At 67.6% G+C, this 20052-nt stretch carries 19 protein-coding genes; 8 read left to right on the top strand and 11 right to left on the bottom strand.

The annotated features are described in order from the left end of the window. Positions 1 to 11: 11 nt before the first annotated feature. From bla to SLG_RS17070, 6 genes are all read right to left on the bottom strand, one after another. Positions 12 to 1133 carry a class A beta-lactamase gene (bla, locus tag SLG_RS17045; RefSeq protein WP_014077755.1) on the bottom strand — a complete coding sequence of 374 codons (1122 nt, stop codon included), beginning with the start codon at positions 1131 to 1133 and terminating at the stop codon, positions 12 to 14. 421 nt (positions 1134 to 1554) lie between these two features. Beyond that, complete coding sequence (gene nadB, locus SLG_RS17050) at positions 1555 to 3159, bottom strand: L-aspartate oxidase (RefSeq protein ID WP_014077756.1); 1605 nt, start codon at positions 3157 to 3159, stop codon at positions 1555 to 1557. Positions 3160 to 3221: 62 nt separating this feature from the next. Beyond that, a complete protein-coding gene (locus SLG_RS17055) occupies positions 3222 to 4145 on the bottom strand; it encodes an ABC transporter ATP-binding protein (protein ID WP_014077757.1) in 924 nt (307 codons plus the stop codon). Positions 4146 to 4208: 63 nt separating this feature from the next. Continuing rightward, complete coding sequence (locus SLG_RS17060; protein WP_014077758.1) at positions 4209 to 4907, bottom strand: ATP12 family chaperone protein; 699 nt, start codon at positions 4905 to 4907, stop codon at positions 4209 to 4211. Further along, on the bottom strand, positions 4904 to 5206 hold the full coding sequence (locus tag SLG_RS17065) for a hypothetical protein (RefSeq protein WP_014077759.1): 303 nt from the start codon (positions 5204 to 5206) through the stop codon (positions 4904 to 4906). The genes SLG_RS17060 and SLG_RS17065 overlap by 4 nt, the downstream gene beginning before the upstream one ends. Next, positions 5203 to 5877, bottom strand: a complete 675-nt coding sequence (locus SLG_RS17070) for an HAD-IA family hydrolase (protein WP_014077760.1) — start codon at positions 5875 to 5877, stop codon at positions 5203 to 5205. Before SLG_RS17070 ends, SLG_RS17065 begins: the two co-directional genes overlap by 4 nt. A 147-nt stretch (positions 5878 to 6024) precedes the next feature. On the opposite strand from SLG_RS17070, the gene SLG_RS17075 reads away from it, so the two are divergent. The 3 genes from SLG_RS17075 (at position 6025) to SLG_RS17085 (ending at position 9262) form a co-directional block, all read left to right on the top strand. Further along, positions 6025 to 7863 carry a DUF885 domain-containing protein gene (locus tag SLG_RS17075; protein ID WP_014077761.1) on the top strand — a complete coding sequence of 613 codons (1839 nt, stop codon included), beginning with the start codon at positions 6025 to 6027 and terminating at the stop codon, positions 7861 to 7863. Between the two features lie 182 nt (positions 7864 to 8045). Further along, positions 8046 to 9035: a glutathione S-transferase family protein gene (locus SLG_RS17080; RefSeq protein WP_014077762.1), complete on the top strand. Its 990-nt coding sequence runs from the start codon at positions 8046 to 8048 to the stop codon at positions 9033 to 9035. Between the two features lie 17 nt (positions 9036 to 9052). Continuing rightward, a complete protein-coding gene (locus tag SLG_RS17085) occupies positions 9053 to 9262 on the top strand; it encodes a hypothetical protein (protein WP_014077763.1) in 210 nt (69 codons plus the stop codon). Between the two features lie 29 nt (positions 9263 to 9291). On the opposite strand, the gene SLG_RS17090 is transcribed toward SLG_RS17085, so the two are convergent. From SLG_RS17090 to SLG_RS17105, 4 genes are all read right to left on the bottom strand, one after another. Beyond that, entirely contained in the window at positions 9292 to 10176 is an 885-nt protein-coding gene (locus SLG_RS17090) for an FAD:protein FMN transferase (protein ID WP_014077764.1), read from the bottom strand. 107 nt (positions 10177 to 10283) lie between these two features. Further along, a complete protein-coding gene (locus tag SLG_RS17095) occupies positions 10284 to 11177 on the bottom strand; it encodes a DUF4198 domain-containing protein (RefSeq protein ID WP_014077765.1) in 894 nt (297 codons plus the stop codon). 14 nt (positions 11178 to 11191) lie between these two features. Continuing rightward, positions 11192 to 11668: a DUF2271 domain-containing protein gene (locus tag SLG_RS17100; protein WP_014077766.1), complete on the bottom strand. Its 477-nt coding sequence runs from the start codon at positions 11666 to 11668 to the stop codon at positions 11192 to 11194. Between the two features lie 14 nt (positions 11669 to 11682). Next, entirely contained in the window at positions 11683 to 12306 is a 624-nt protein-coding gene (locus SLG_RS17105; protein ID WP_014077767.1) for a PepSY-associated TM helix domain-containing protein, read from the bottom strand. Between the two features lie 388 nt (positions 12307 to 12694). Here SLG_RS17105 and SLG_RS20585 point away from each other — a divergent pair, with 388 nt between their 5' ends. The 4 genes from SLG_RS20585 to SLG_RS17125 all read left to right on the top strand — a co-directional run bounded on the left by SLG_RS20585 (position 12695) and on the right by SLG_RS17125 (position 18075). Continuing rightward, entirely contained in the window at positions 12695 to 13495 is an 801-nt protein-coding gene (locus SLG_RS20585; protein ID WP_014077768.1) for an energy transducer TonB, read from the top strand. A gap of 243 nt (positions 13496 to 13738) precedes the next feature. Further along, positions 13739 to 16081, top strand: a complete 2343-nt coding sequence (locus SLG_RS17115; protein WP_014077769.1) for a TonB-dependent receptor — start codon at positions 13739 to 13741, stop codon at positions 16079 to 16081. A 180-nt stretch (positions 16082 to 16261) separates the two neighbouring features. Beyond that, positions 16262 to 16942 (top strand): Fe2+-dependent dioxygenase, encoded by a 681-nt coding sequence (locus SLG_RS17120; protein ID WP_014077770.1) that lies wholly within the window; start codon positions 16262 to 16264, stop codon positions 16940 to 16942. After that, on the top strand, positions 16939 to 18075 hold the full coding sequence (locus SLG_RS17125) for an alpha-hydroxy acid oxidase (RefSeq protein WP_014077771.1): 1137 nt from the start codon (positions 16939 to 16941) through the stop codon (positions 18073 to 18075). The genes SLG_RS17120 and SLG_RS17125 overlap by 4 nt, the downstream gene beginning before the upstream one ends. A 37-nt stretch (positions 18076 to 18112) precedes the next feature. Here the strand turns inward: SLG_RS17125 and SLG_RS17130 are convergent, their stop codons facing one another. Then, a complete protein-coding gene (locus tag SLG_RS17130) occupies positions 18113 to 19105 on the bottom strand; it encodes a zinc-binding alcohol dehydrogenase family protein (RefSeq protein WP_014077772.1) in 993 nt (330 codons plus the stop codon). Between the two features lie 148 nt (positions 19106 to 19253). Here SLG_RS17130 and SLG_RS17135 point away from each other — a divergent pair, with 148 nt between their 5' ends. Further along, positions 19254 to 19859 carry a TetR/AcrR family transcriptional regulator gene (locus SLG_RS17135; RefSeq protein WP_041392165.1) on the top strand — a complete coding sequence of 202 codons (606 nt, stop codon included), beginning with the start codon at positions 19254 to 19256 and terminating at the stop codon, positions 19857 to 19859. The last annotated feature ends 193 nt before the right edge of the window (positions 19860 to 20052 follow it).

The following is a 20052-nucleotide window of genomic DNA, read 5'->3' on the forward strand; positions in this document are numbered from 1 at the left end:
GAAGCAGGGGATCAGGGCTGTTGCAAGTGTGCAACCGCACGCGTGGTCGGCTGATGCAAGTGACCGACGGCGCGCGAGACCGACTGCATGAGTTCCCAGCGCTTGGGAATGGGCGCGCTGGTCTCGCCGATCATCACCGCGATCGCATAAGCCGTGCCGTCCGGCGCGGTCATGATGCCGACATCATTGTAGCCGGTCGAGCGCGGGGAAAGGTCCTGCCCTGTGCCGGTCTTGTGCGCATAGCTCCAGCCGGCGGGAACGCCGGCCTTGACGCGCTGGGGGCCGGTCTTGGCGTCAGTCATGATCGCCAGCAATTCCCGCGTGGAATGTGGCGAGAGCATCTCGCCCTTGCGCAGCTTGCCAAGCGCGCGGGCAATGCCGACCGGGCTCGCGCCATCGGGCGGATTGGAGAGATAGGCATCCAGGGCCTTTTCCCGCGCGGAGCGGGGGAGATTCGCTCGCGCCGTGTAGAAGCGGCGGCCCTGCGACATGTCCTGCGTCCAGGTGAGGCCGGCGGTCTGGCTCTGCAGCAGCCGCTCGCCCGGGCCGAAGCGAATGCTGTCCGGACCGAAGAAGCGCCGCGCAAGATAGCCCCGGACCGCTTCCGGCCCGCCGACCGTGCGCAGGATCGAATCATTGGCGGTATTGTCGCTCTGCTGCATCGCGCGATCGAGCAGGTTGCGCAGCGTCGTGGTATAGCCCTGCTCGCCCTTCACCATCGCGGCAATGGGTTGGTGAAAGAGCGTGAGGTCGCTTTGCTTGATCGTCACGGCGCGATCGAGCGAGAGCTTGCCGCGGTCCACCGCGTCCATCAGCGTCATCGCGACCCAGAGCTTGGAGACGCTCTGCTGGGGAAACAGCTGATCGCCATTGTGCTCCACGGTCCAGCCCGCTTCGACATTGTAGACGGCGATGCCGACCTTGCCCGGGAATTGCCGGCCCAGTTCGCGGATCGTGGCGACCAGGGCCGGCGAAGGCGCGGCGCGGGCGGTGGCGACAGGGCTGGGCAAGGGCTGGGGCGGCGGCAGCGGAACGCTGAGGCTCGCAGAGGCGGGCGCACGGGCGGCTGCGGGCGGCACGGCGGCAATGCGCTGGGATTGCGGAATGGCCGTGCATGCCCCCGCCAGTCCCATCAACAGCAACCCTGTTACGAGCGGTGCTCGCCTGCGCCCCAAACTCACCCGACTTTCCTTCACAATCATGCACCTAGTCTCGCATGACAGACTTAACAGGGTGCCAATGCACACAAGACACTTGCGGTGCAACGACTCCAAAACACGACGACCCGACTCCCCGGCCGGAACCAGTCCGCCCTCAGCGTGTTGGCCGGTGCCGCTCGCAAAATTATGGCGCCATTTGATCGGAATCAAAGCATTTTTGTCTCGTCCGCCTATTCAGAGGGGGACGCGATGATCCGCAGTCGTCGTGTCGGAGACGGTTCCACCGTTTTCCCTCCTAGTCACACCTCAAGGGGCGCGGGGTTCATCCCGGCGCCCCCTTTTTTTGGTGATCGCGGGCCGGGCGGCATGGCGCGCTCCGGCCGTGCGGCGCCCGTCAGGGCACCAGCACGGTATCGGCGGCGACCGGCGCCGCCTCGGGATAATCCAGCGTGTAATGGAGGCCGCGGCTTTCCTTGCGACGTAAAGCGCAGCGGATGATGAGCCGCGCGACCTCAAGCAGGTTGCGCAGCTCGATGAGATCGGCCGTCACGCGGAAATTGCCGTAATATTCGCCCACTTCCTGCGCGAGCAGATCGGCGCGATGCTGCGCGCGCTCCAGCCGCTTGGTGGTGCGCACAATGCCGACATAATCCCACATGAACCGGCGGATTTCCTTCCAGTTGTGCGTGACCACGACTTCCTCGTCGCTGTCCGTCACCCGGCTTTCGTCCCAGGCGCGGATAGCGGGCGGCGGCGCGAGATCGGCCCAGTTGGCGCGAATGTGATTCGCCGCCGCCTCGCCGAACACGAAGCATTCGAGCAGCGAATTGGACGCGAGGCGATTGGCGCCGTGGAGCCCGCTCTGGGTGACTTCGCCCGCGGCATAGAGGCCAGGCAGATCGGTGCGGCCGTGCAGATCGATCATCACGCCGCCGCAGGTATAATGCTGGGCGGGCACCACCGGGATGGGCTCCTTGGTGATGTCGATGTCGAGATCCAGCAGGCGCGCGTAAATGGTCGGGAAATGCTCCCGGATGAACTCGGGCGGCTTGTGGCTGATGTCGAGATGGACATAATCGAGCCCGAGCCGCTTGATCTCATGGTCGATCGCGCGGGCCACGACATCGCGGGGCGCCAGTTCGCCGCGCTTGTCGAACCGGTCCATGAAGCGCTTGCCGCCGCCGGGCACGCCGGGCGGGAGCTTGAGCTTGCCGCCCTCCCCGCGCATCGCCTCGGTGATGAGGAAGTTCTTGACCTCCAGATTGTAGAGGCAGGTCGGGTGGAACTGCATCATCTCCATGTTGGAGACGCGGCAGCCCGCGCGCCACGCCATGGCGATGCCGTCCCCCGTCGCGCCGCGCGGCGCCGTGGAGAAGAGATAGGTCCGCCCCGCTCCGCCGCTCGCCAGCACAGTGGCCCGCGCGACGAAGGCATCGACGCGCCGGGTCTTCTGGTTCAGCGCATAGACGCCCCAGACATGGCCATCGCCCGAATATTTCTCGCCATGGCGGGACGTGATGAGGTCGATGGCGACCATGTCCTCCATCAGCGTGATGTTGGGATTGGCGCGTGCCGCGGCGAGCAGCGCGATCTGGACGGCGGCGCCCGTCGCATCGTCCACATGCACGATGCGCCGATGCGAATGGCCGCCCTCGCGGGTCAGGTGCCAGCGCTCGCCAAAGCTTTCCCCCGCGTTGAACGGCACGCCCAGCGCCGCCAGCCGCTCGATCGCCGCCGGCGCCTCCGACACCACGAATTCCACCGTCTCGCGATTGTTGAGGCCGGCCCCCGCGACCATCGTGTCCTCGACATGGTTGGCGAAGCTGTCGCCCGCATCCAGCACCGCCGCGATGCCGCCCTGCGCCCAGTTGGTCGATCCGCTGTCCAGCGATCCCTTGGCGAGCACCAGCACCTTGCGGTCCTGCGCGAGATTGATCGCGGCTGTCAGACCGGCAGCGCCGGACCCTATGATGACGACGTCATGTGTGGTGATGGTCATGCGCTCTTCTTCTCTCCTCGCCCATGCCCGGGGGCGTCAGCAACCGATGCGCGTGACGCCCCTCAGGCCGCGGCCCGCGTCAGGCTGAGGAACACGTCCTCCAGATCGGGATCATGCGTGCTGACGTCCACGATGGCGAAGCCCTGCCCCTGCACCAGCCCGAGCACTTCGCCCGCCGTGGCGCGGTTCTTGAGATAGGTGATCGTCAGGCTGCGGGGCCCGCTGCGCTCGATCTTCTCGAAATGATCGTGATTGGGCAGATCCGCGTCCAGATCCCGGTCGACCGTCACCTCGACGACCTTTTCCTGCGCCATGTTGACCAGCTCGCGCGTCGGCTTGTCGGCAATGAGCCGGCCGTTATTGATGATGGCGATGCGGTCACACAGCTCCTCGGCCTCTTCCAGATAATGGGTGGTGAGGACGATGGTGACGCCGCGCTCGTTGAGCGAGCGGACATAGGACCAGAGCTGCTGGCGCAGCTCGATGTCAACGCCGGCCGTCGGCTCGTCCAGCACGAGGATGGGCGGGGAGTGCACCATGGCCTTGGCGACCATCAGCCGCCGCTTCATGCCGCCCGACAGCGTGCGCGAATAAGCGCGGGCCTTGTCTTCCAGATGCACGGCGCGCAGCAACTCCATCGAGCGCCGCTCCGCCTTGGGCACGCCATAATAGCCAGCCTGGATGTCCAGCGTCTCGATCGGCGTGAAGAAGGGATCGAACATGATCTCCTGATTGACGATGCCGATCGAGTTCTTCGCGTTGCGCGGCTGCTCGTCGATGTCGAAGCCCCAGATGCGGGCCGTGCCGCCGGTCTTGTTCACCAGCCCCGCGAGGATGTTGATGAGCGTCGACTTGCCGGCGCCATTGGGGCCGAGCAGGCCGAAGATGCTGCCGCGCTGTACGGAGAGCGTCACGCCATCGAGGGCGCGCTTGCCGCCCTTGTAGGTCTTGCTGAGGTCGATGATCTCGATGGCTGCCTGCGTCATGCCGCGATCCCTAGAACAATAGGTGGCGAAAGAAAACGGGCAGCGACACGGGCGCCACCGCGATCAGCGCGCGCTGGCCAGTGCGCACCAGCGCGCCGCATCCAGGAAAGCGGTGCGGCGCTCCGCCAGCCGCGCCGCCGCCTCGGCATCCTCGCCCCATTGCTCGGCCTGCCAATGCTCGTCCAGGCTCGCGGCATCGAACAGCGCCTCGGCCTCCGTCGCGCCGTGCAACAGGGCAAGCGTGCCGACGAGCGTGCCACCGAGCTGCGTCATCGTCGCGGCGCCCGCGAGCAGCCAGGGATCGAGCGCCTCGACCGCGCCGCGCAGGGCAGCGAGCGTCCGCGCCGGCTGGTCGACCGGGACGATGCCGGCCGTGACCGCGAATGCGATGCCGAAGCGGCCCCGCGCCCAATCCAGCAAGGGCTCCCAGACATCATTCTGGCGAGCGACCAGCGCTTCGGGCTCGTCCGCGCGATAGCAGAGCAGATCGCTCTCCGCATAAGCCGCCACCTGGCCCCGGAAGGCGCCCGGCCCGGTCAGCACGCGGTCTATGGTCGCATTGGCAAAGCCGGTCATCGGCATGGTGCGCGGATCGATCTCCTCGCCCTGCGCATCCCATTCCGCCGCGATCGCCTGCGCCATGGCGGCATGCGGCACCACGAGCAGCGCGCGCGCGGGCGTGCGCACCGGACGGCCATCGAGGCGGATCGCCCAGCCCTCGCCGTCCGCAACGGCTTGCGCTTCCTTCCAGAAACGCTTCACGGCCGGCCGGGGCCCCGCTCGCGTGGCGTGGCGAACGCGCGCGCCAGCATGCGCGGCACGATCATGAACTGGACGAAGCCGACGATGGAAATGATGAGCCCCATCCATTTCGCCTTGTCGCCCTGCACCCAGCCGAAGCGCTGCAGCGAGATCGCCATGCCGAAGATGAGAATGATCGCGCCGGAGAGGCGGAACAGGCTGATGATGAAGAAGCGCTGCTTCGCCGCCGCCGCGCGCCGGGCCGCAGCCTCGGCCGTCTCGCCGCCGATGCCGGGGCCGTCTGTCCTGCTCTCGCTCATGGCAGGCCGATATGGCGGCCAAGCTCCGCGCTGTCCATGGCAACGCTGGCCGCGCCCGCCGCAATCAGCTCCTCCGGCGCATGATAGCCCCAGCCCACGCCCAGCGCGCGCACGCCGGCCGCGCCGGCCATCAGCATGTCGAAACTGGTATCGCCGATCATCACGGCCTGCTCCGGGCCCACGCCCGCATCGGCCAGCGCCGTCTCGATCATGGAAGGGTGCGGCTTGGACGGGTGCCGGTCCGCCGTCTGGAGCGAGACGAAGCGCGCATGGAGGCCATGATGCTCGAGCGCGAGGCGCAGACCCCGGTCGGACTTGCCGGTCGCGACCGCGAGCAGCCAGCCGTCCGCCTCCAACGCATCGAGCAGCGCGGCGATACCCTCATAGAGCGGCTCGTGAAGCTGCCCGCCGGCCCGCAGGGCATGGAAGGCGCGCTTGTAATGCTCGCTGATCTCATGGTGAAAAGGCGTGTCCGCTTCCGGCAGCAGCTGCGCCATCGCCTGCGGCAACGACAGCCCCACGACCGAGAGGCACTGCGCCCGGTCCGGACAGGCCAGCCCCATCGCATCGAAGGCCGTGCCCATCGCCGCCACGATACTGTGCTGGCTGTCTATGAGGGTGCCGTCGCAATCGAAGATGGCGAGGCGGAGAGAAGATGAAGCGGCCGTCATGCCCGGCTGGTCGCAGACCCGGCCCGCGAAGGCAAGGCGGATCGCTGGGGCGCAGAGTGGGGAGCGGCCAATCGTATACAGGGTTGGTGACGGCGACGCCCGAAGGCCCTACACAGGCCGCCATTCAGCCATTCCGTGGAGACATTCATGCATCGTCGCACTTTCGTCCTCGGCGCCGCCACGGCCGCCATCGCCGCAACCATGCCTGCCAGGCTCGCCGCGCAAACGGAAGCGAGCGGTGGCGCACAGGCAGGCGGAAACGCGGCCGACCAGAAGCTGCGCGCCATGCTCGACCGGTTCTTCCAGGCGCGGATCGACGAATCGCCCGAGGCGGCGACACGGCTGGGCCTCGACACCGGCGCGCGCGCAGGCCTGCGCCGCAAGCTCGACGACGAATCGGCGGCGGCCCGCACCCGCGCGCTGGCACGCGCCAAGGCCGAGCTGGCCGAACTGCAGCAGGTGGATGCCACCGCGCTCTCCCCGAACGCGCAGATCGATCTCGAAGTGGTCTCCTATCAGCTCGAGCGATCAATCGCGGGGGCGGAGAGCTTTTCCTACGGCAGCAGCATGGGCCGCTATGCGCCTTATGTGCTGAGCCAGCTCACCGGGCCCTATCGCGACATTCCCGACTTCCTCGATTCGCAAGTGCGCGTACGCAATGCCGCCGAGGCCGACGATTATCTCGCCAGGCTCGAAGCCTTCCCCAAGGCGCTGGACGACAGCACCGAGCAACAGCGGATGGATGCGGCGAAAGGCGTGTTCGCGCCCGACTATATTCTCGACACCACGCTCAAGCTGCTCGGCAATGCGCGCGACCTGCCCGCCGGCGAGACGGTGATGGTCACCAGCCTCGCCCGCAAGCTCAAGGAAGCCGGGCTGCCGCCCGAGCGCGCGGCGCAGGCGGAAGCCATCGTGGCGCAGAAGGTGTTTCCCGCGCTCGACCGCCAGCGCGCGCTGGTGACGGACCTGCGCAGCAAGGCCGTGCATGACGCGGGCTGCTGGCGCCTGCCGGACGGCGAGGCTTATTATGCGGGCGCAGCCGAGGCCGCCACGACGGTGAAGATGACCGGCGACGAAATCCACAAGCTCGGCCTCGAGCAGGTGGCGGAACTCAATGCGCGGATCGACACGATCCTCAAGGGCCAGGGCATGAGCAAGGGCACCGTCGGCGAGCGGCTGGTGGAACTGAACAAGCGGCCCGACCAGCTCTTCGCCAATACCGACGATGGTCGCAAGGCCCTGCTCTCGCTGCTCAACGAGCAGGTGAAGGCCATGTATGCCCGGCTGCCCGAGGCCTTCCTGACCCTGCCCAAGGCGCCGGTCGAGGTGCGCCGGGTGCCCGAGACGATCCAGGCCGGTGCACCGGGCGGCTATTATCAGAGCGCCTCGCTCGACGGCTCGCGCCCGGGCATCTATTTCATCAACCTGCGCGACACGTTCGACCGGCCGAAATTCGGCCTTGCCACTCTTTCGCATCACGAGGCCGTGCCGGGCCACCACATGCAGGTGATGCTGGCGATGGAAAGCCCGGACATTCCGCTCATCCGCCGGCGCGGCGGCTTCAGCGGCTATTCGGAAGGCTGGGCGCTCTACACCGAGCAACTGGCCGACGAGATGGGCATGTTCGAGGGCGATCCGCTCGGACAGGTGGGCTATCTCCAGTCGCTGCTGTTCCGCGCGACCCGTCTGGTGGTGGACAGCGGCATGCATGCCAAGCGCTGGAGCCGCGAGCAGGCGACCGATTATTTCCTCGCCACCACCGGCATCGCGCGTGGGCGCGGCCAGGGCGAGATCGACCGCTATACCGTCTGGCCGGGGCAGGCATGCAGCTACAAGATCGGCCACACCGTCTGGTTGCGGCTGCGCGAAGCCGCGAAGAAGAACCCGGATTTCGACCTGCGGGAATTCCACGAGGTGCTGCGCCTCGGCGCCATGCCGCTCGCGATTCTCGAGCGGGTCGTGAAAGCGCGGTGGGACATCGCCTGATCCTTGCCGGGTATCAGGTACGGGGGCGTGGGGCGCGATTTGCCTCCTCCCCCGCCCGTCCTGCCGGACCTGAGCCGGCGTCCTGCTTCTTTCGGCATCCGGCCTTTAGCGGCGGCGCACCCCGACCCTGGGCCTGCAACGAAATCGCTGCCCATTGATTGGAAAGAAGCAAGGAGGCCGGCATGGGCATGATGATCGACGGGACATGGCATCCCGGCGAAGTGACGGAAAAGAACCGGAACGGCAGCTTCGAGCGGCAGGACAGCGGCTTTCGCGACTGGATCACGCCCGACGGCGAAGCGGGGCCGGACGGCCGGCGCACAGTGCGCGCCGAGGCGGGGCGCTTCCATCTCTATGTCAGCTATGCCTGCCCCTGGGCGCACCGCGCCCTCATCGTGCGCGCCCTCAAGGGACTGGACGATATGATCGGCGTCTCGGTCGTCGATCCGCTCATGCGCGAGCATGGCTGGACATTCGAGACCGCGCGGGGCGGCACGGGCGATGCGCTGCATGGCGCAGACTATCTCTGGCAGATCTATGCGCGCAGCCGCAGGGCTTCAGAAGATGGGGGCTATACCGGCAAGGTAACCGTGCCGGTGCTGTGGGACCGCCAGGACGAGCGGATCGTCAACAACGAATCCTCGGAAATCATCCGCATCTTCAACCACGCCTTCGACGATCTGGGCGCGCGGCCGGGCGACTATTATCCCGCCGGGCTCACCGATGCGATCGACGCGGTGAACGCGCGCGTCTACGAGACCGTGAACAACGGCGTCTATCGCTGCGGCTTCGCCACCACCCAGCAGGCCTATGATGCGGCGATCGGCCCGCTGTTCGACACGCTCGACTGGCTGGAAGAGCGCCTCGGCGCCGCCGACTGGCTGGTGGGTGACCGCCTCACCGAAGCGGACATCCGCCTGTTCACCAGCCTCATCCGGTTCGACCCGGTCTATCACGGCCATTTCAAGTGCAACATCCGGCGCATCGCCGACTATCCCGCGCTGGTGCGCTTCCTGCACCGGATGATGGACGATAAGCGGATCGCGGGCACGGTGCATTTCGACCACATCAAGACCCACTATTACGCCAGCCATCGCGATCTCAACCCAAGCGGAATCGTGCCGGCGGGACCTGTCCCGCTGGTGCCGCCGCTGCCGAAAGACCCGCAATAGCAAGGAGAGCCCCAGCCATGACCCGGACCGAGCAGGACCAGAAGAAACTGGCCGAGAAAGCTCTGGCGCAGAAGGAAGAGAATGCCGCGGCGCCTCACCATCCGGCGCCCGAACCGCATGCGGACGAAGGCATGGCTTCCACGCCGCGCCCCGACCAGCCGCCCTCCGGCGCGTTCGACGCGGAAGGCCATCGCCCGGTTCTGGAGCGCAGCCGCAAAGTCCGCTGAGGCAGACGCTGGGCGCGGAGGCGCAGCGCTCAGTCGGCGAGCATGCGCTCCAGTGCCGGGCTCAGCCATTCACGCGTGAGCTGTCCCTCCTGCGCGAGAATGCGCGCGGCGAGCCCTTCACGCACGGCCAGTTCGGCCCCCTCCACAATGCCCAGCACGGTGATCGCGGTGGCCCATGCATCGGCATCCATCGCGCGCGCATGCAGGACACTGACACTCGCGACACCATGGGTGACCGGGTGGCCCGTGCGCGGATCGAGCGTATGATCGCCGCGCACATAATTGCCCGAGGTGGCGACCGCGAGCTGGTGCAGCGCCACGCGCAGCGGCCGGGCGCGCAGGCCGGGCGGCGTCTCCAGATCCACCCACCAGGGGTCGCCATCGGGCCGCATGCCGCGCCCCACGCATTCGCCGCCGATCTCGACGAGGCAGTGCCGCACCCCGCGCGCGGCCATCATGTCCGCGACCATGTCCACGGAATGGCCCTTGGCGATGCCGGAAAGATCGAGCCGGAGCCCGCCGGGCTGGCGCAGGCGGCGCGCCGCACGATCGAATGTGAGGCGTTGCCAGCCCGAGAGCAGCAGCGCCTCGCTCCGCTCGGCATCGCTGACCGGCGTCACGCGCGGGTGCGGCCCGAGCCCGTGAAGATCGGTAAGGCAGCCAGCGGCGGGATCGAACGCGCCGTCGCTGCGCCGCGCGATCTCGAGCCCGGCCTCCATGACCGCCGCGAAATCATCCGGCAGGCTCGTCCAGCTTCCGTCCGCCGCGCGCCCATAACGGGAGAGCAGGGACGCCTCGTCCCAATGGCTCATCTGCGCGGTGAGGTCGTCGAGCCGCGTCTGAACGCTGTCCCCCAGCGCCGAGAAATCGGCGCCGGGAGCCGCCGCGAGGCGCACGCGCCAATAGGTGCCCATCGTTTCGCCGGAGAGCTCGGCGAGGCGCGCGGCAGGATCGAGCCCCGTCAGCGCGCCCGCATCGATCTCCGGCGGAACGGCGATGCGGATGGTCGCGAACGCGCCGTTCAGGGCGCCATCACTTCCACGGTGGTGGTGTAGCTCATCCGCCGCGCGGTGGCGCGGGGCACGGAGGGCTTGTCGTCGCTCAGCGTCGCGTTCAGCCAGAACATGCCGGGCATCGTCCAGTCAATCGCCGCCACGCCATCCGCGCCGGTCGTCACCTCGAACACACCTTCGGCATCGCGATAGCGCTTGCCGCCGGGGACCACCGTGACCTTGAGGCCGGCCGCGGGCTGGCCATCGACCGTGAAGCGGAAGCGCGCCGTCTCGCCCTGCACCAGCTCGGCCGGATGCGTGATCGGCACAAGCTCCAGCCCCTTTCCGCTGGCCTTGATCTCGGTCGGCGCGCCGGAGGTGACGAAGATCTCGTTGCGGCCGGACGTCTCGGTCAGCTTGAGGTCGGTCGCGTTGGCCGGGATTTCGTCGACCGTCGCGACGAAGCGCGGTGCCTGCCCGCCGGGGCGACCCGCCATCGCATTGCCGCCGGCCGGACCACCCTGCCCCTGCGCCGCGCCCGGCGGCGGGCCACGCCGTCCGCCCAGCCGCCATTCGACGCCATCGAGCTTGAAGGTGCCCATCACGCCGGACTGGCTGGTGCCGATCCGCCAGGTGCCCGGCTTGTCCAGCTTCACGTCGAACACCGAGCGATAACGGCCGGTGGACGCGTTCTGGATCGCCACTTCCTCGCCTTGCGGATTCCATGCCTTCACGTTGGTCAGCTGCATGGCGACATGATCGGCATAGAAGAGATCGTTGGACACGGCCGCATCGACCGAGACCCACGGATCCTGCCCGGAGAAGATGGTGCCCGAGGGCAGCAGCCACTGGCGGTGCGCCTGGGCAGGCATGGACGCCGCGACCAGGCTTGCGGCGATGAGAAGGCTTGTCTTCATGCGCATGGAAATGACCCCTTTCAGCGGGCGGAAAGCGTGATGGCGCCAAGCTCGGCCTTGCCGGAAGCCGAGCCGCCGGCGACCGGCACGGTGAGCGGCATCGAGACGATCTCGCGCCCGCCGGTCTCGCGGGCCGCCTCGACATAAAGCGTATACTGGCCGGGCTTGAGATCCGCGGGCAGCGCGACCTTGTGCGTGCCGGGCGCGCGCGTGGCGCCGCTCACGCCATCGGCCGGCAGCTTGAGGCTCCGCCCGCCCTTGCGCCACCAGGTGCGCAGATCCGAGAGCCACTTGGTGCCGGGCTCGGCGCCGCGCAGATCGACATCATACCACACGAACAAGGTGCGCGCCGCGCCGCCGCCCGCCGGCTCCACCCAGGCCGCGACATAGGGCCGGTGATATTCGGCCACGTTGAGGCGCGGAATGGTGATGCTGATGCTGGCGGCCGAGGCAGGCGCGGCGGCCAGGCCGGCGATCAGGAGAGACGTCTTCTTCATGAACGGCGAACCTTCTAGTGAATGAACAAGATGGCGATGACGACGGGAATGAGCAGGCCGAGCCCGACCAGCGGCCAGGTGCTCGGGCGATGGCGCGCATGGATCTGCAGCAGGAACAGCCCGGTGAGCGTGAACACGATGCAGGCCACCGCAAACACATCGATGAACCAGAACCATGCATCACCGCTGTTGCGGCCCTTGTGCAGATCGTTGAGGTAGGAAATCCAGCCGCGGTCCGTATGCTCCGACGTGACGGCGCCGCTCGCCCGGTCAATGGCGATCCAGGCATCGCTGCCCGGCCCGGGAAGCGCGACATAGACCTCATCCGCCGACCATTCCGCCGGCTTGCCGCGCGCATCGAGCGACACCGCCTCGCGCAGATGATCCGCCACCGCGCCCGGCAGCGGCGCATCGGGCGCGGGCGGTTCGCCACGGAGCTGCGCCGCGAGCGGTGCGGGGAGCGTCACGCTTCCCTCGGTCACGCGGGGCTGCGCGCTGATCGACGAGGCATGATTGAGCGTGATGCCGGTGATCGCGAAGAGCATCATGCCCACCAGCGAAATGGCGGCGCTGATCCAGTGCCAGCTGTGGAGCTGCTTGATCCACCAGGCGCGGCGCGCCTTGCGCGGGTTCCGCACCGGCGCCGGCGCAGAAGCGCGCGCGGGGGCCGACCCGCGAGCGGGGGCGCCGTTCCCATGCTGCTGCACGTCACCAGTCAATCTGCGGGCGTCCATCTTGCTCCCCGGATACTGCAAGGAACGGCCCGCCGCCGCGCCCCGCCCGAATCATCATTGATGAAGGGCTCTTTGCCTATATTGCGAAGCATTCGCAAGAGAGGAACACCGAGGACAGCGAGAGAAATACGCAGCAGGTGAGCGCCACATAAGGCTGCTGCCTGCCATCCGGCTCCGAATATCTCTGCAGCTGGGACCTCGCAGAAAACACGCGCGAGACACTGGACGATCTCGCCGCAATATCATATGCGAATGACTCGCAATTACAGGACCGGGCACGATCGGTTGGGGTATGAACGCATATTTTGATCCGGCTTTCAAGGCGCACACGCCGCCCGCGGAGGCCGCGTCCGAGCGATCGGCCTACCGGCGCTCGCGCGGCAGCGACTCGGTCGCGACCGTGGGCGCACTGGTCTTCGGCCTCGCCACCGTGGGCGCGTTCGCCTTCATGCACCCCAGCTTCGTCCGCAAGGCGCCGCGCACGCCGACCATCGTCACCATGATGGAATTGCCGGACGATCCGCCGCCCGCCCCGCCGGAACAGCCACCAGCGCCCGAGACGCCCCCGCCGCCGAGCGCGCAGGTGGTGGCCCCGGTGCCGCTCGTCGTCTTGCCCGAACGGCCGGCTCCCCTGGCGCCGGCCGTCGCCACGCCGCCCGCGCCGCCGGCTCCGGTCAGGGCCGCACCCCCGCCGGCCCCGCGTGGACCGCAGGATATGGGCGATATCTCCGCCCGGATGATTTCCGCCCGCCCGCCTGCCTATCCGCTCGCCTCGCGCCGGGAGAAGGAGGAAGGCACCGTCATGCTCTCGGTGCTGCTGGCGATCGACGGGCATGTCGCCGAGATCGCCATCGCACGGAGCAGCGGCTTCCCCCGTCTCGATCGCGCGGCGCTGGATGCGGTGAGCGACTGGCGCTGGTCGCCGATGACGCGGGACGGCGAGCCGGTCATGGTACGGGGGGTGGTGACCATCCCCTTCATTCTTCAGCGCGGCGATCCGGGCCGCCATCACCGCCGCGGAAAGCATGATCACGGCCCGGACCCGAGGGACCGGCCCCTGTCCGACGGGCAGATCAAGACGATCGAGACCTGAGCGCGGCCGGCGCGGGCAGCGGGCATCCAGTCGAACAACCGTGGGCGGCGGCAACGGGGCTTGCTGCCGGGAGGCACGGGACCGAATGGCAGCGCGCCGCAGGCGGGCGGGAAAGGTCCGCCAACGGAGCGCATCCTCTACAGATCGGATTTTTGTTGCGAATGATTCTCACTAACTATTGACGAGGATAATGACTCGCAATATCGGCGTCGGCGAAATGCACAACAGCAGACAGGGGAACCAATGACGCTGCTTTCTTCACGCCAGGCCCAGGCCTTCCTTGCCCTTTCCTGTGTCGGCTCGGTGCTGACGCCCACCCTGGCGCAGGCGCAGACCGGCGCCGACACCCAGCAGCCGGCTCTCGGCGGCGTCACCGTCACCGATACCGCGATCGACGACACGCGCGAGACGCGAGTGGAGACGCCCAAGGCCACCCGGCCCGTGCGCGACACGCCGCAGACCATTACGGTGCTCACCGGCCAGCAGCTCGAACAGCAGAACCTGCTCACGCTGCGCGATGCGCTCTCGATCGTGCCGGGCATCACCTTCGGCGCGGGCGAAGGCGGCGGCGGCTATGGCGACAGCATCAACATGCGCGGCTATTCCGCCAACACCGACATCACGCAGGATGGCGTGCGCGACAGCGGCCAGTACAGCCGCACCGACCCGTTCAACACCGAGCAGATCGAAGTCACCAACGGCGCCAACTCGGTGATCGCCGGCTCGGGATCGGTCGGCGGATCGATCAACATCGTGACCAAGCGCCCGCTCGCCGAGGACCGGGTGGTGATGACCGCCGGCATCGGCACCGATGCCTATTATCGCGGCACCATCGACGCCAATCTGGTCGTCGGCGATTTCGCCGCATTCCGCCTCAACGCCATGGGCCACCGCAACGATGTGCCCGGCCGGGACGTCGAGAATTACGAGCGCTGGGGCATCGCGCCATCCTTCACCATCGGCATCAACAGCCCGACGCGCCTGACGCTGCAATATCTCCACCAGGAAGACACCAACATCCCGCAGTACGGCGTGCCTTATGTGGCGGCGCTGGGCGGGCTGCTGCCGGGCGCCGACATCAGCGACTATTTCGGCTACCGCAAGGTCGACACGCAGGAATCGACGATCGACCAGCTTACGGCCATCTTCGAGCATGAGTTCAGCGACACGGTGAGCATCCGCAATCTCACGCGCTGGCAGAATGTCGAGCAGTTCGTCCGGGTGAGCCCGCCGCAGGGCACCTACTGCCTCGCTTCGGGCACCCAGGCCAACGGGGCGGCCTGCCCCGCGACCACACCTCCGGGCTACTTCCTGCCGGGCGGCCCGCGCGGAACCACGCGCGATTCCCGCAACGAACTCGCCTTCACGCAACTCGACCTCATGGCGACCGCGTTCACCGGCGGCATCGAGCACACCATCACCCTGGGCGGCGCGCTCAGCTGGGAGAAATACGGCCTGGTGAGCGGCAACTGGAAGCGCAATGCGGACGGCACGACGCCAGCCGAACCGCTTATCAACATCGCCAATCCCAATGAAGTGGTGATGGGGCCGGACGGCTTCTCCTATGGCAGCAATCGCTGGACAGGACCGGTGAACTTCCTCCCCACCGCCACGCAGGACGGCGAGCAGAAGAATTACGCCGTCTATCTGTTCGACACGATGAAGCTCACCGAACAGTTCGAGCTCAACGCCGGCATCCGGTATGAGAAGAACAAGGGCTGGTTCCGCCCCGGCACCATTGCCGGCGCCACCGCGACCAGCCCCGGCGTCACCACGCCCGGCACCAAGGTGTGGAACGAGGACGACCTCTTCTCCTACCGCGTGGGCCTCGTCTACAAGCCGGTCGAGGCGATCAGCGCCTATGTCGCTTATGGCAACAGCAAGACGCCGTCCAAGACCTCCGTCAACGGCTCGTGCACCATCGCCGGCGTGAACGGCGCCACGGCCACCAGCTGCAATGTCGACCCCGAGACCGCCGTCAACTATGAGGTGGGCGTGAAGGCCGAGCTGGGCGAAGGCGTGCTGCTCTCCGCAGCGCTCTTCCGCAATGAGCGCAGCAACTACAAGGTCGCGTCCATCGACCCCACCATTCCCGACCAGCAGCTCGACGGCAAGTCGCGCGTCAACGGTGTCGCGCTGGGCGCCAACGGCCAGATCACGCGGGCCTGGAGCATCACCGCCAACTACACCTATCTCGACAGCAAGGTGCTGCAGAATGCCGCGAACGGCGCGGCCGACGACCCGCAGAAGGGCGCGCCGCTCACCAACACGCCCAAGCATAGCGGCAGCGTGTTCACGACCTACAAGCTGCCCTTCGGGCTGCAGGTCGGCTACGGCTTCACCTACCAGGGCAAGTTCTACCTGAACAACACCGGGGACGTGCTTCACGAAGTGGACGATTATCTCATCCACAACGCCTATCTCTCCTACAACTTCACCGACACGATCGGGCTGCAGCTCAACGTGAAGAACTTCACCGACGAGAAATATTTCACCGGTGTGCGCAACAACGCCACCACGAACGCCGGCTGGGCGCGTGTGGGCGAAGGGATCTCGGCGATCGGCACCCTGACGGTCGGTTTCTGAGGACGAACTGAAGCCCTGGGGCGGCGGGCCTTGCACCGCCGCCCCTTTTTTTCTGTCCGGCACAGACCCGCCGGACACCCGATTTCACTGCTGCCATGAGGTGGCGTTCGCGCCACGCCCCCGCTAGTAGACGGGACGCCCGACACGGACGGGCCGTGCATCCCGGCGAAGGAAATGCTCATGCTCCTGCAGATCCCCGGCCTCTTCACGCCCAATGAAGCGCGGGAAGCGCGCGCCATGCTGGAAAGTGCGCCATGGGAAGACGGGCGCGCCACGGCGGGCCATCGCGCGGCCAGCGTGAAGAGCAATCTGCAACTGCCGGCCGACCACCCCGTGGCGAAGACGCTCGGCGAGCGCATCCTCGACCGGCTGGCGCACACGCCGCTGTTCATCGCCGCTGCGCTGCCGCTGCGCATCCTGCCGCCGCGCTTCAACCGCTATGAAGGCGGGGGCACCTATGGCAATCATGTCGACAATGCGATCTTCCCCATCCCCGGCACGGCGCTGCGCGTGCGCACGGACATCTCGACCACGATCTTCTTCAGCGATCCCGAGGATTATGACGGCGGCGAGCTGATCGTGGAGGACACGTTCGGCGAGAAGCCGGTGAAGCTGCCGGCGGGGGACGCCATCGTCTACCCCGGCAGCAGCCTGCACCGGGTGATGCCGGTGACGCGCGGCACGCGCTTCGCCTCCTTCTTCTGGACCCAGAGCCTCGTGCGGGACGACCAGCGGCGGCGGATGCTCTTCGAGCTGGATTGTTCCATCCAGAAGCTCGGCAGCGACCATCCCGGTCACGGCTCGATCGACGGCTTCACCAACGTCTATCACAACCTGCTGCGGCAATGGTCCGAGACATGAGGGCGGACAACGACACGCATCCGCCGTTGCCGCCGCTGGGCGCCATTCCACCCGACCTGCGCTCGCTGGCCGATTACGAACGGCGCGCCGTGGCGCATATGGCGCCGCCCTGCTGGACCTATCTGCAGGAAGGTTCGGGCGATGACCTCACCCTGCGCGAGAACCGCGCCGCCTTTGACCGGATCGGCCTGCTGCCCAGCGTGCTGGCCGATCTGCGCGGCGGATCGACCCGCGTCACGATCCTGGGCCAGTCCCATGCCGCGCCGATCCTGCTCGCGCCGGTCGCCTATCAGCGCATCGCCCATCCCGAGGGCGAGCTGGCGACCATGCGCGCGGCCACCGCGATGGGGATCGGCATGGTGCTGAGCACGCTTGCCAGCGAGACGCTGGAAGACGTGGCAGCGGCGCGCGCGGCGGCGGCACGGGACCTCGGCACCCCGCCCGCTCCGCTCTGGTTCCAGCTCTATGCGCAGGAAACGCGCGAACAGACGCTCGCCCTCGTCCGCCGTGCCGAGGCGGCAGGCCATGAGGCCATCATGCTGACCGTGGATGCCTCCATCAAGCGCGCGAGTTTCGCCCTGCCGCCCGGCGTGGAGGCCGCGAACCTGCGCGGCACCGCCCGCCCGGCGCAGACGGCGCAGGCGCTCGGCCGCATCCTGCTCGGGACGCCGCTCGCCGATGGCGCGCCGCGCTGGGACGATATCGCCTGGCTGCGCGGCGAGACGCGCCTGCCGTTGCTGCTCAAGGGCATCATGACGCCGGAGGACGCACGGGAGGCCGTGCGCCATGGCGTGGACGGCATCGTGATCTCCAACCATGGCGGGCGCGTGCTGGACGGCATGCCGTCCCCGCTGACAATGCTCCCCGCCATCGCGGAGGCCGTGGCCGGCGAGGCGACGCTGCTGCTGGACAGCGGCGTGCGGCGCGGGACCGACGTGGTGAAGGCGCTGGCACTTGGCGCAAGCGCGGTGCTGGTAGGCCGGCCGCAGGTCCATGGCCTCGCCGTCGCGGGCATGGCCGGCGTGGCCCACGCGCTTCTCATCCTGCGCACCGAGCTGGAACATGCGATGGCGCAACTGGGCTGCGCGACACCGGGCGAGATCGGCCCGGAACATTTGTTTGTGCGCGCCTGAGCTACCTGAGTATCGCGGCCCCTCCCCGCGCGGCCCGTCAGCTCCAGACCATCACTGTCTTGCCAATGCCGGTCCCGGCTTCCAGCGCGGCATGAGCGGCGCGCAGATTGTCGAGCGTGGCCGGAAGCTGCCTTGTGGCAGTCGTGCGAATCCGCCCGGCCTCGACCAGCGCCGCGATCCGCGCCAGCGTCGCCCCCTGCCGCTCGGGCGCGCAACCGAACATGGCGCGCGCGAACATATATTCCCAGTGCACGGACAGCGCCTTCTGCTTGAACGGCTTGATGTCCAGCGTGGCGGGATCGTCGATCACCATGACATGGCCGAAGGGGCGCAGCAGCGAGGGCATGACCGGCAGGGCGGCATCGGTGCCGGTGGTCGAGAAGACGGCATGGAGGCTGCCCGGCGCGAGGCCAAGCGCCGCCAGCCCATCCGCAAGCGAACGCCCGATCACGTCATCGGCGCCCATGGCCCGCGCCCATGCGACACTCTCGGGCCGGGAGGCCGTCGCGATGACGCGGGCAGGCGTGAGCGCCTTCATGAGCTGGACCGCCATCGATCCCACGCCGCCCGCGCCGCCGATGACGAGCACGATGCTCTCCGCGTCATAAGCGATGCCGCGCTCCAGCATTGCCTCATGCGCGGTGAGCGCAGTCAGCGGCAAGGCGGCGGCATCGGCGAAATCGAGCGAAGCGGGCTTGTGCGCCACCAGCCGGTGATCGACCGTCTGCAGCGTCGCATAGCTGCCCGGGCGTGTGATATCGCCCGCGTAGAACACCGCATCTCCCGGTGTGAAACCGGTGACGCCCGGGCCGACCGCCTCGACCACCCCCGCCGCATCCCAGCCGAGAATGACGGGCGCATCCGCGCCGCCATCGCGCGTGCGGCGAATCTTGCAGTCCACCGGATTGAGCGCGAACGCCCGCACGGACACCAGCAGATCGCCGGGCCCGGGCACCGGATCGGCCATGTCGCGCAGGCGGAGCGCGAAGTCCGCCAGATCATGGGCCCTGTTATAGCCAAAAGCGCGCATATCCGTTCCTTTCCTGCCCGGCGGCTCCTTTCTTCCCCGGCACCGAACGGCCCGGAGACCGTGCCATGCCGGGAACGAAAGCGATCACCGCATCGTTTCAACGCTATTCACTGGACTCAACCCCCGCAAGCATTATATACCGCTCGATATGGAAGCAGCAGCAGCAGTCAGAGGCAGACCTCGGGAGTTCGACACCGACCACGCGTTGGTGGCGGCTTTGCGCGTATTCTGGAGCAAGGGCTATGAGGGCGCGTCCCTCAGCGACCTGACCGAGGCGATGGGCATTACCCGCCCCAGCCTCTACGCGGCGTTCGGCAACAAGGAAGCCTTGTTCCGCCAGGCCCTGGATCTCTACGAGCGCGAGAAGATGGCTTATATCGGCGCGGCGCTGGAAGCTCCGACGGCGCGCGGCGTGGTGGAACGCCTGCTGTGCGGCTCGCTCGATGTCTGCTCCAGCGATAGCGAACCGCGCGGCTGCCTGCGCGTCATCCATTCGAGCGCCTGCGGCACTGAAGCGGAGTGCATTCGGCAGGAAGTGCTGAGGCGCGGGGAATCGGTCAAGTCCGCCGTGGTCGCGCGCATGCAGCGCGCCATCGATGAAGGCGACTTCGATACGCCCGTCGATCCCAAGGCACTCAGCGATTACCTGACCACCGTCCTGCAGGGCATCGCCGCGCAGGCAAGCGCCGGCGCGACGCGCGAAGCTCTGCAAGGCGTCGCGGACCTGACACTGGCCTGCTGGCCCGGCCGCTAGGTCTGATCGCCACTCAGCGCTGGCGGACTGCCGGACGCTGTTTCGCATACTCACGAAGCTCGCCACAACTTCGGTTTCTGCGAGCCTGACCGAACACCAAGTTTGTCGCTCCGCCATCGTTCGAATGGCCATCGACCCAAGGCGAATTTTTCGCATTGCAGAAAAAAATATCGAGCAGTATAAAAATAGCGCT

The organism is Sphingobium sp. SYK-6 (assembly GCF_000283515.1).
Lineage (GTDB): Bacteria > Pseudomonadota > Alphaproteobacteria > Sphingomonadales > Sphingomonadaceae > Sphingobium > Sphingobium lignivorans.

Coding starts and splice junctions, on each gene's coding strand:
- SLG_RS17120 (WP_014077770.1), top strand. CDS start 16,262: ATGCTCCTGCAGATCCCCGGCCTCTTCACGCCCAATGAAGCGCGGGAA.
- SLG_RS17075 (WP_014077761.1), top strand. CDS start 6,025: ATGCATCGTCGCACTTTCGTCCTCGGCGCCGCCACGGCCGCCATCGCC.
- SLG_RS17080 (WP_014077762.1), top strand. CDS start 8,046: ATGGGCATGATGATCGACGGGACATGGCATCCCGGCGAAGTGACGGAA.
- SLG_RS17100 (WP_014077766.1), bottom strand. CDS start 11,668: ATGAAGAAGACGTCTCTCCTGATCGCCGGCCTGGCCGCCGCGCCTGCC.
- SLG_RS17070 (WP_014077760.1), bottom strand. CDS start 5,877: ATGACGGCCGCTTCATCTTCTCTCCGCCTCGCCATCTTCGATTGCGAC.
- SLG_RS17125 (WP_014077771.1), top strand. CDS start 16,939: ATGAGGGCGGACAACGACACGCATCCGCCGTTGCCGCCGCTGGGCGCC.
- SLG_RS20585 (WP_014077768.1), top strand. CDS start 12,695: ATGAACGCATATTTTGATCCGGCTTTCAAGGCGCACACGCCGCCCGCG.
- bla (WP_014077755.1), bottom strand. CDS start 1,133: ATGGGACTGGCGGGGGCATGCACGGCCATTCCGCAATCCCAGCGCATT.
- SLG_RS17085 (WP_014077763.1), top strand. CDS start 9,053: ATGACCCGGACCGAGCAGGACCAGAAGAAACTGGCCGAGAAAGCTCTG.
- SLG_RS17065 (WP_014077759.1), bottom strand. CDS start 5,206: ATGAGCGAGAGCAGGACAGACGGCCCCGGCATCGGCGGCGAGACGGCC.
- SLG_RS17055 (WP_014077757.1), bottom strand. CDS start 4,145: ATGACGCAGGCAGCCATCGAGATCATCGACCTCAGCAAGACCTACAAG.
- nadB (WP_014077756.1), bottom strand. CDS start 3,159: ATGACCATCACCACACATGACGTCGTCATCATAGGGTCCGGCGCTGCC.
- SLG_RS17135 (WP_041392165.1), top strand. CDS start 19,254: ATGGAAGCAGCAGCAGCAGTCAGAGGCAGACCTCGGGAGTTCGACACC.
- SLG_RS17095 (WP_014077765.1), bottom strand. CDS start 11,177: ATGCGCATGAAGACAAGCCTTCTCATCGCCGCAAGCCTGGTCGCGGCG.
- SLG_RS17090 (WP_014077764.1), bottom strand. CDS start 10,176: ATGGGCACCTATTGGCGCGTGCGCCTCGCGGCGGCTCCCGGCGCCGAT.
- SLG_RS17130 (WP_014077772.1), bottom strand. CDS start 19,105: ATGCGCGCTTTTGGCTATAACAGGGCCCATGATCTGGCGGACTTCGCG.
- SLG_RS17115 (WP_014077769.1), top strand. CDS start 13,739: ATGACGCTGCTTTCTTCACGCCAGGCCCAGGCCTTCCTTGCCCTTTCC.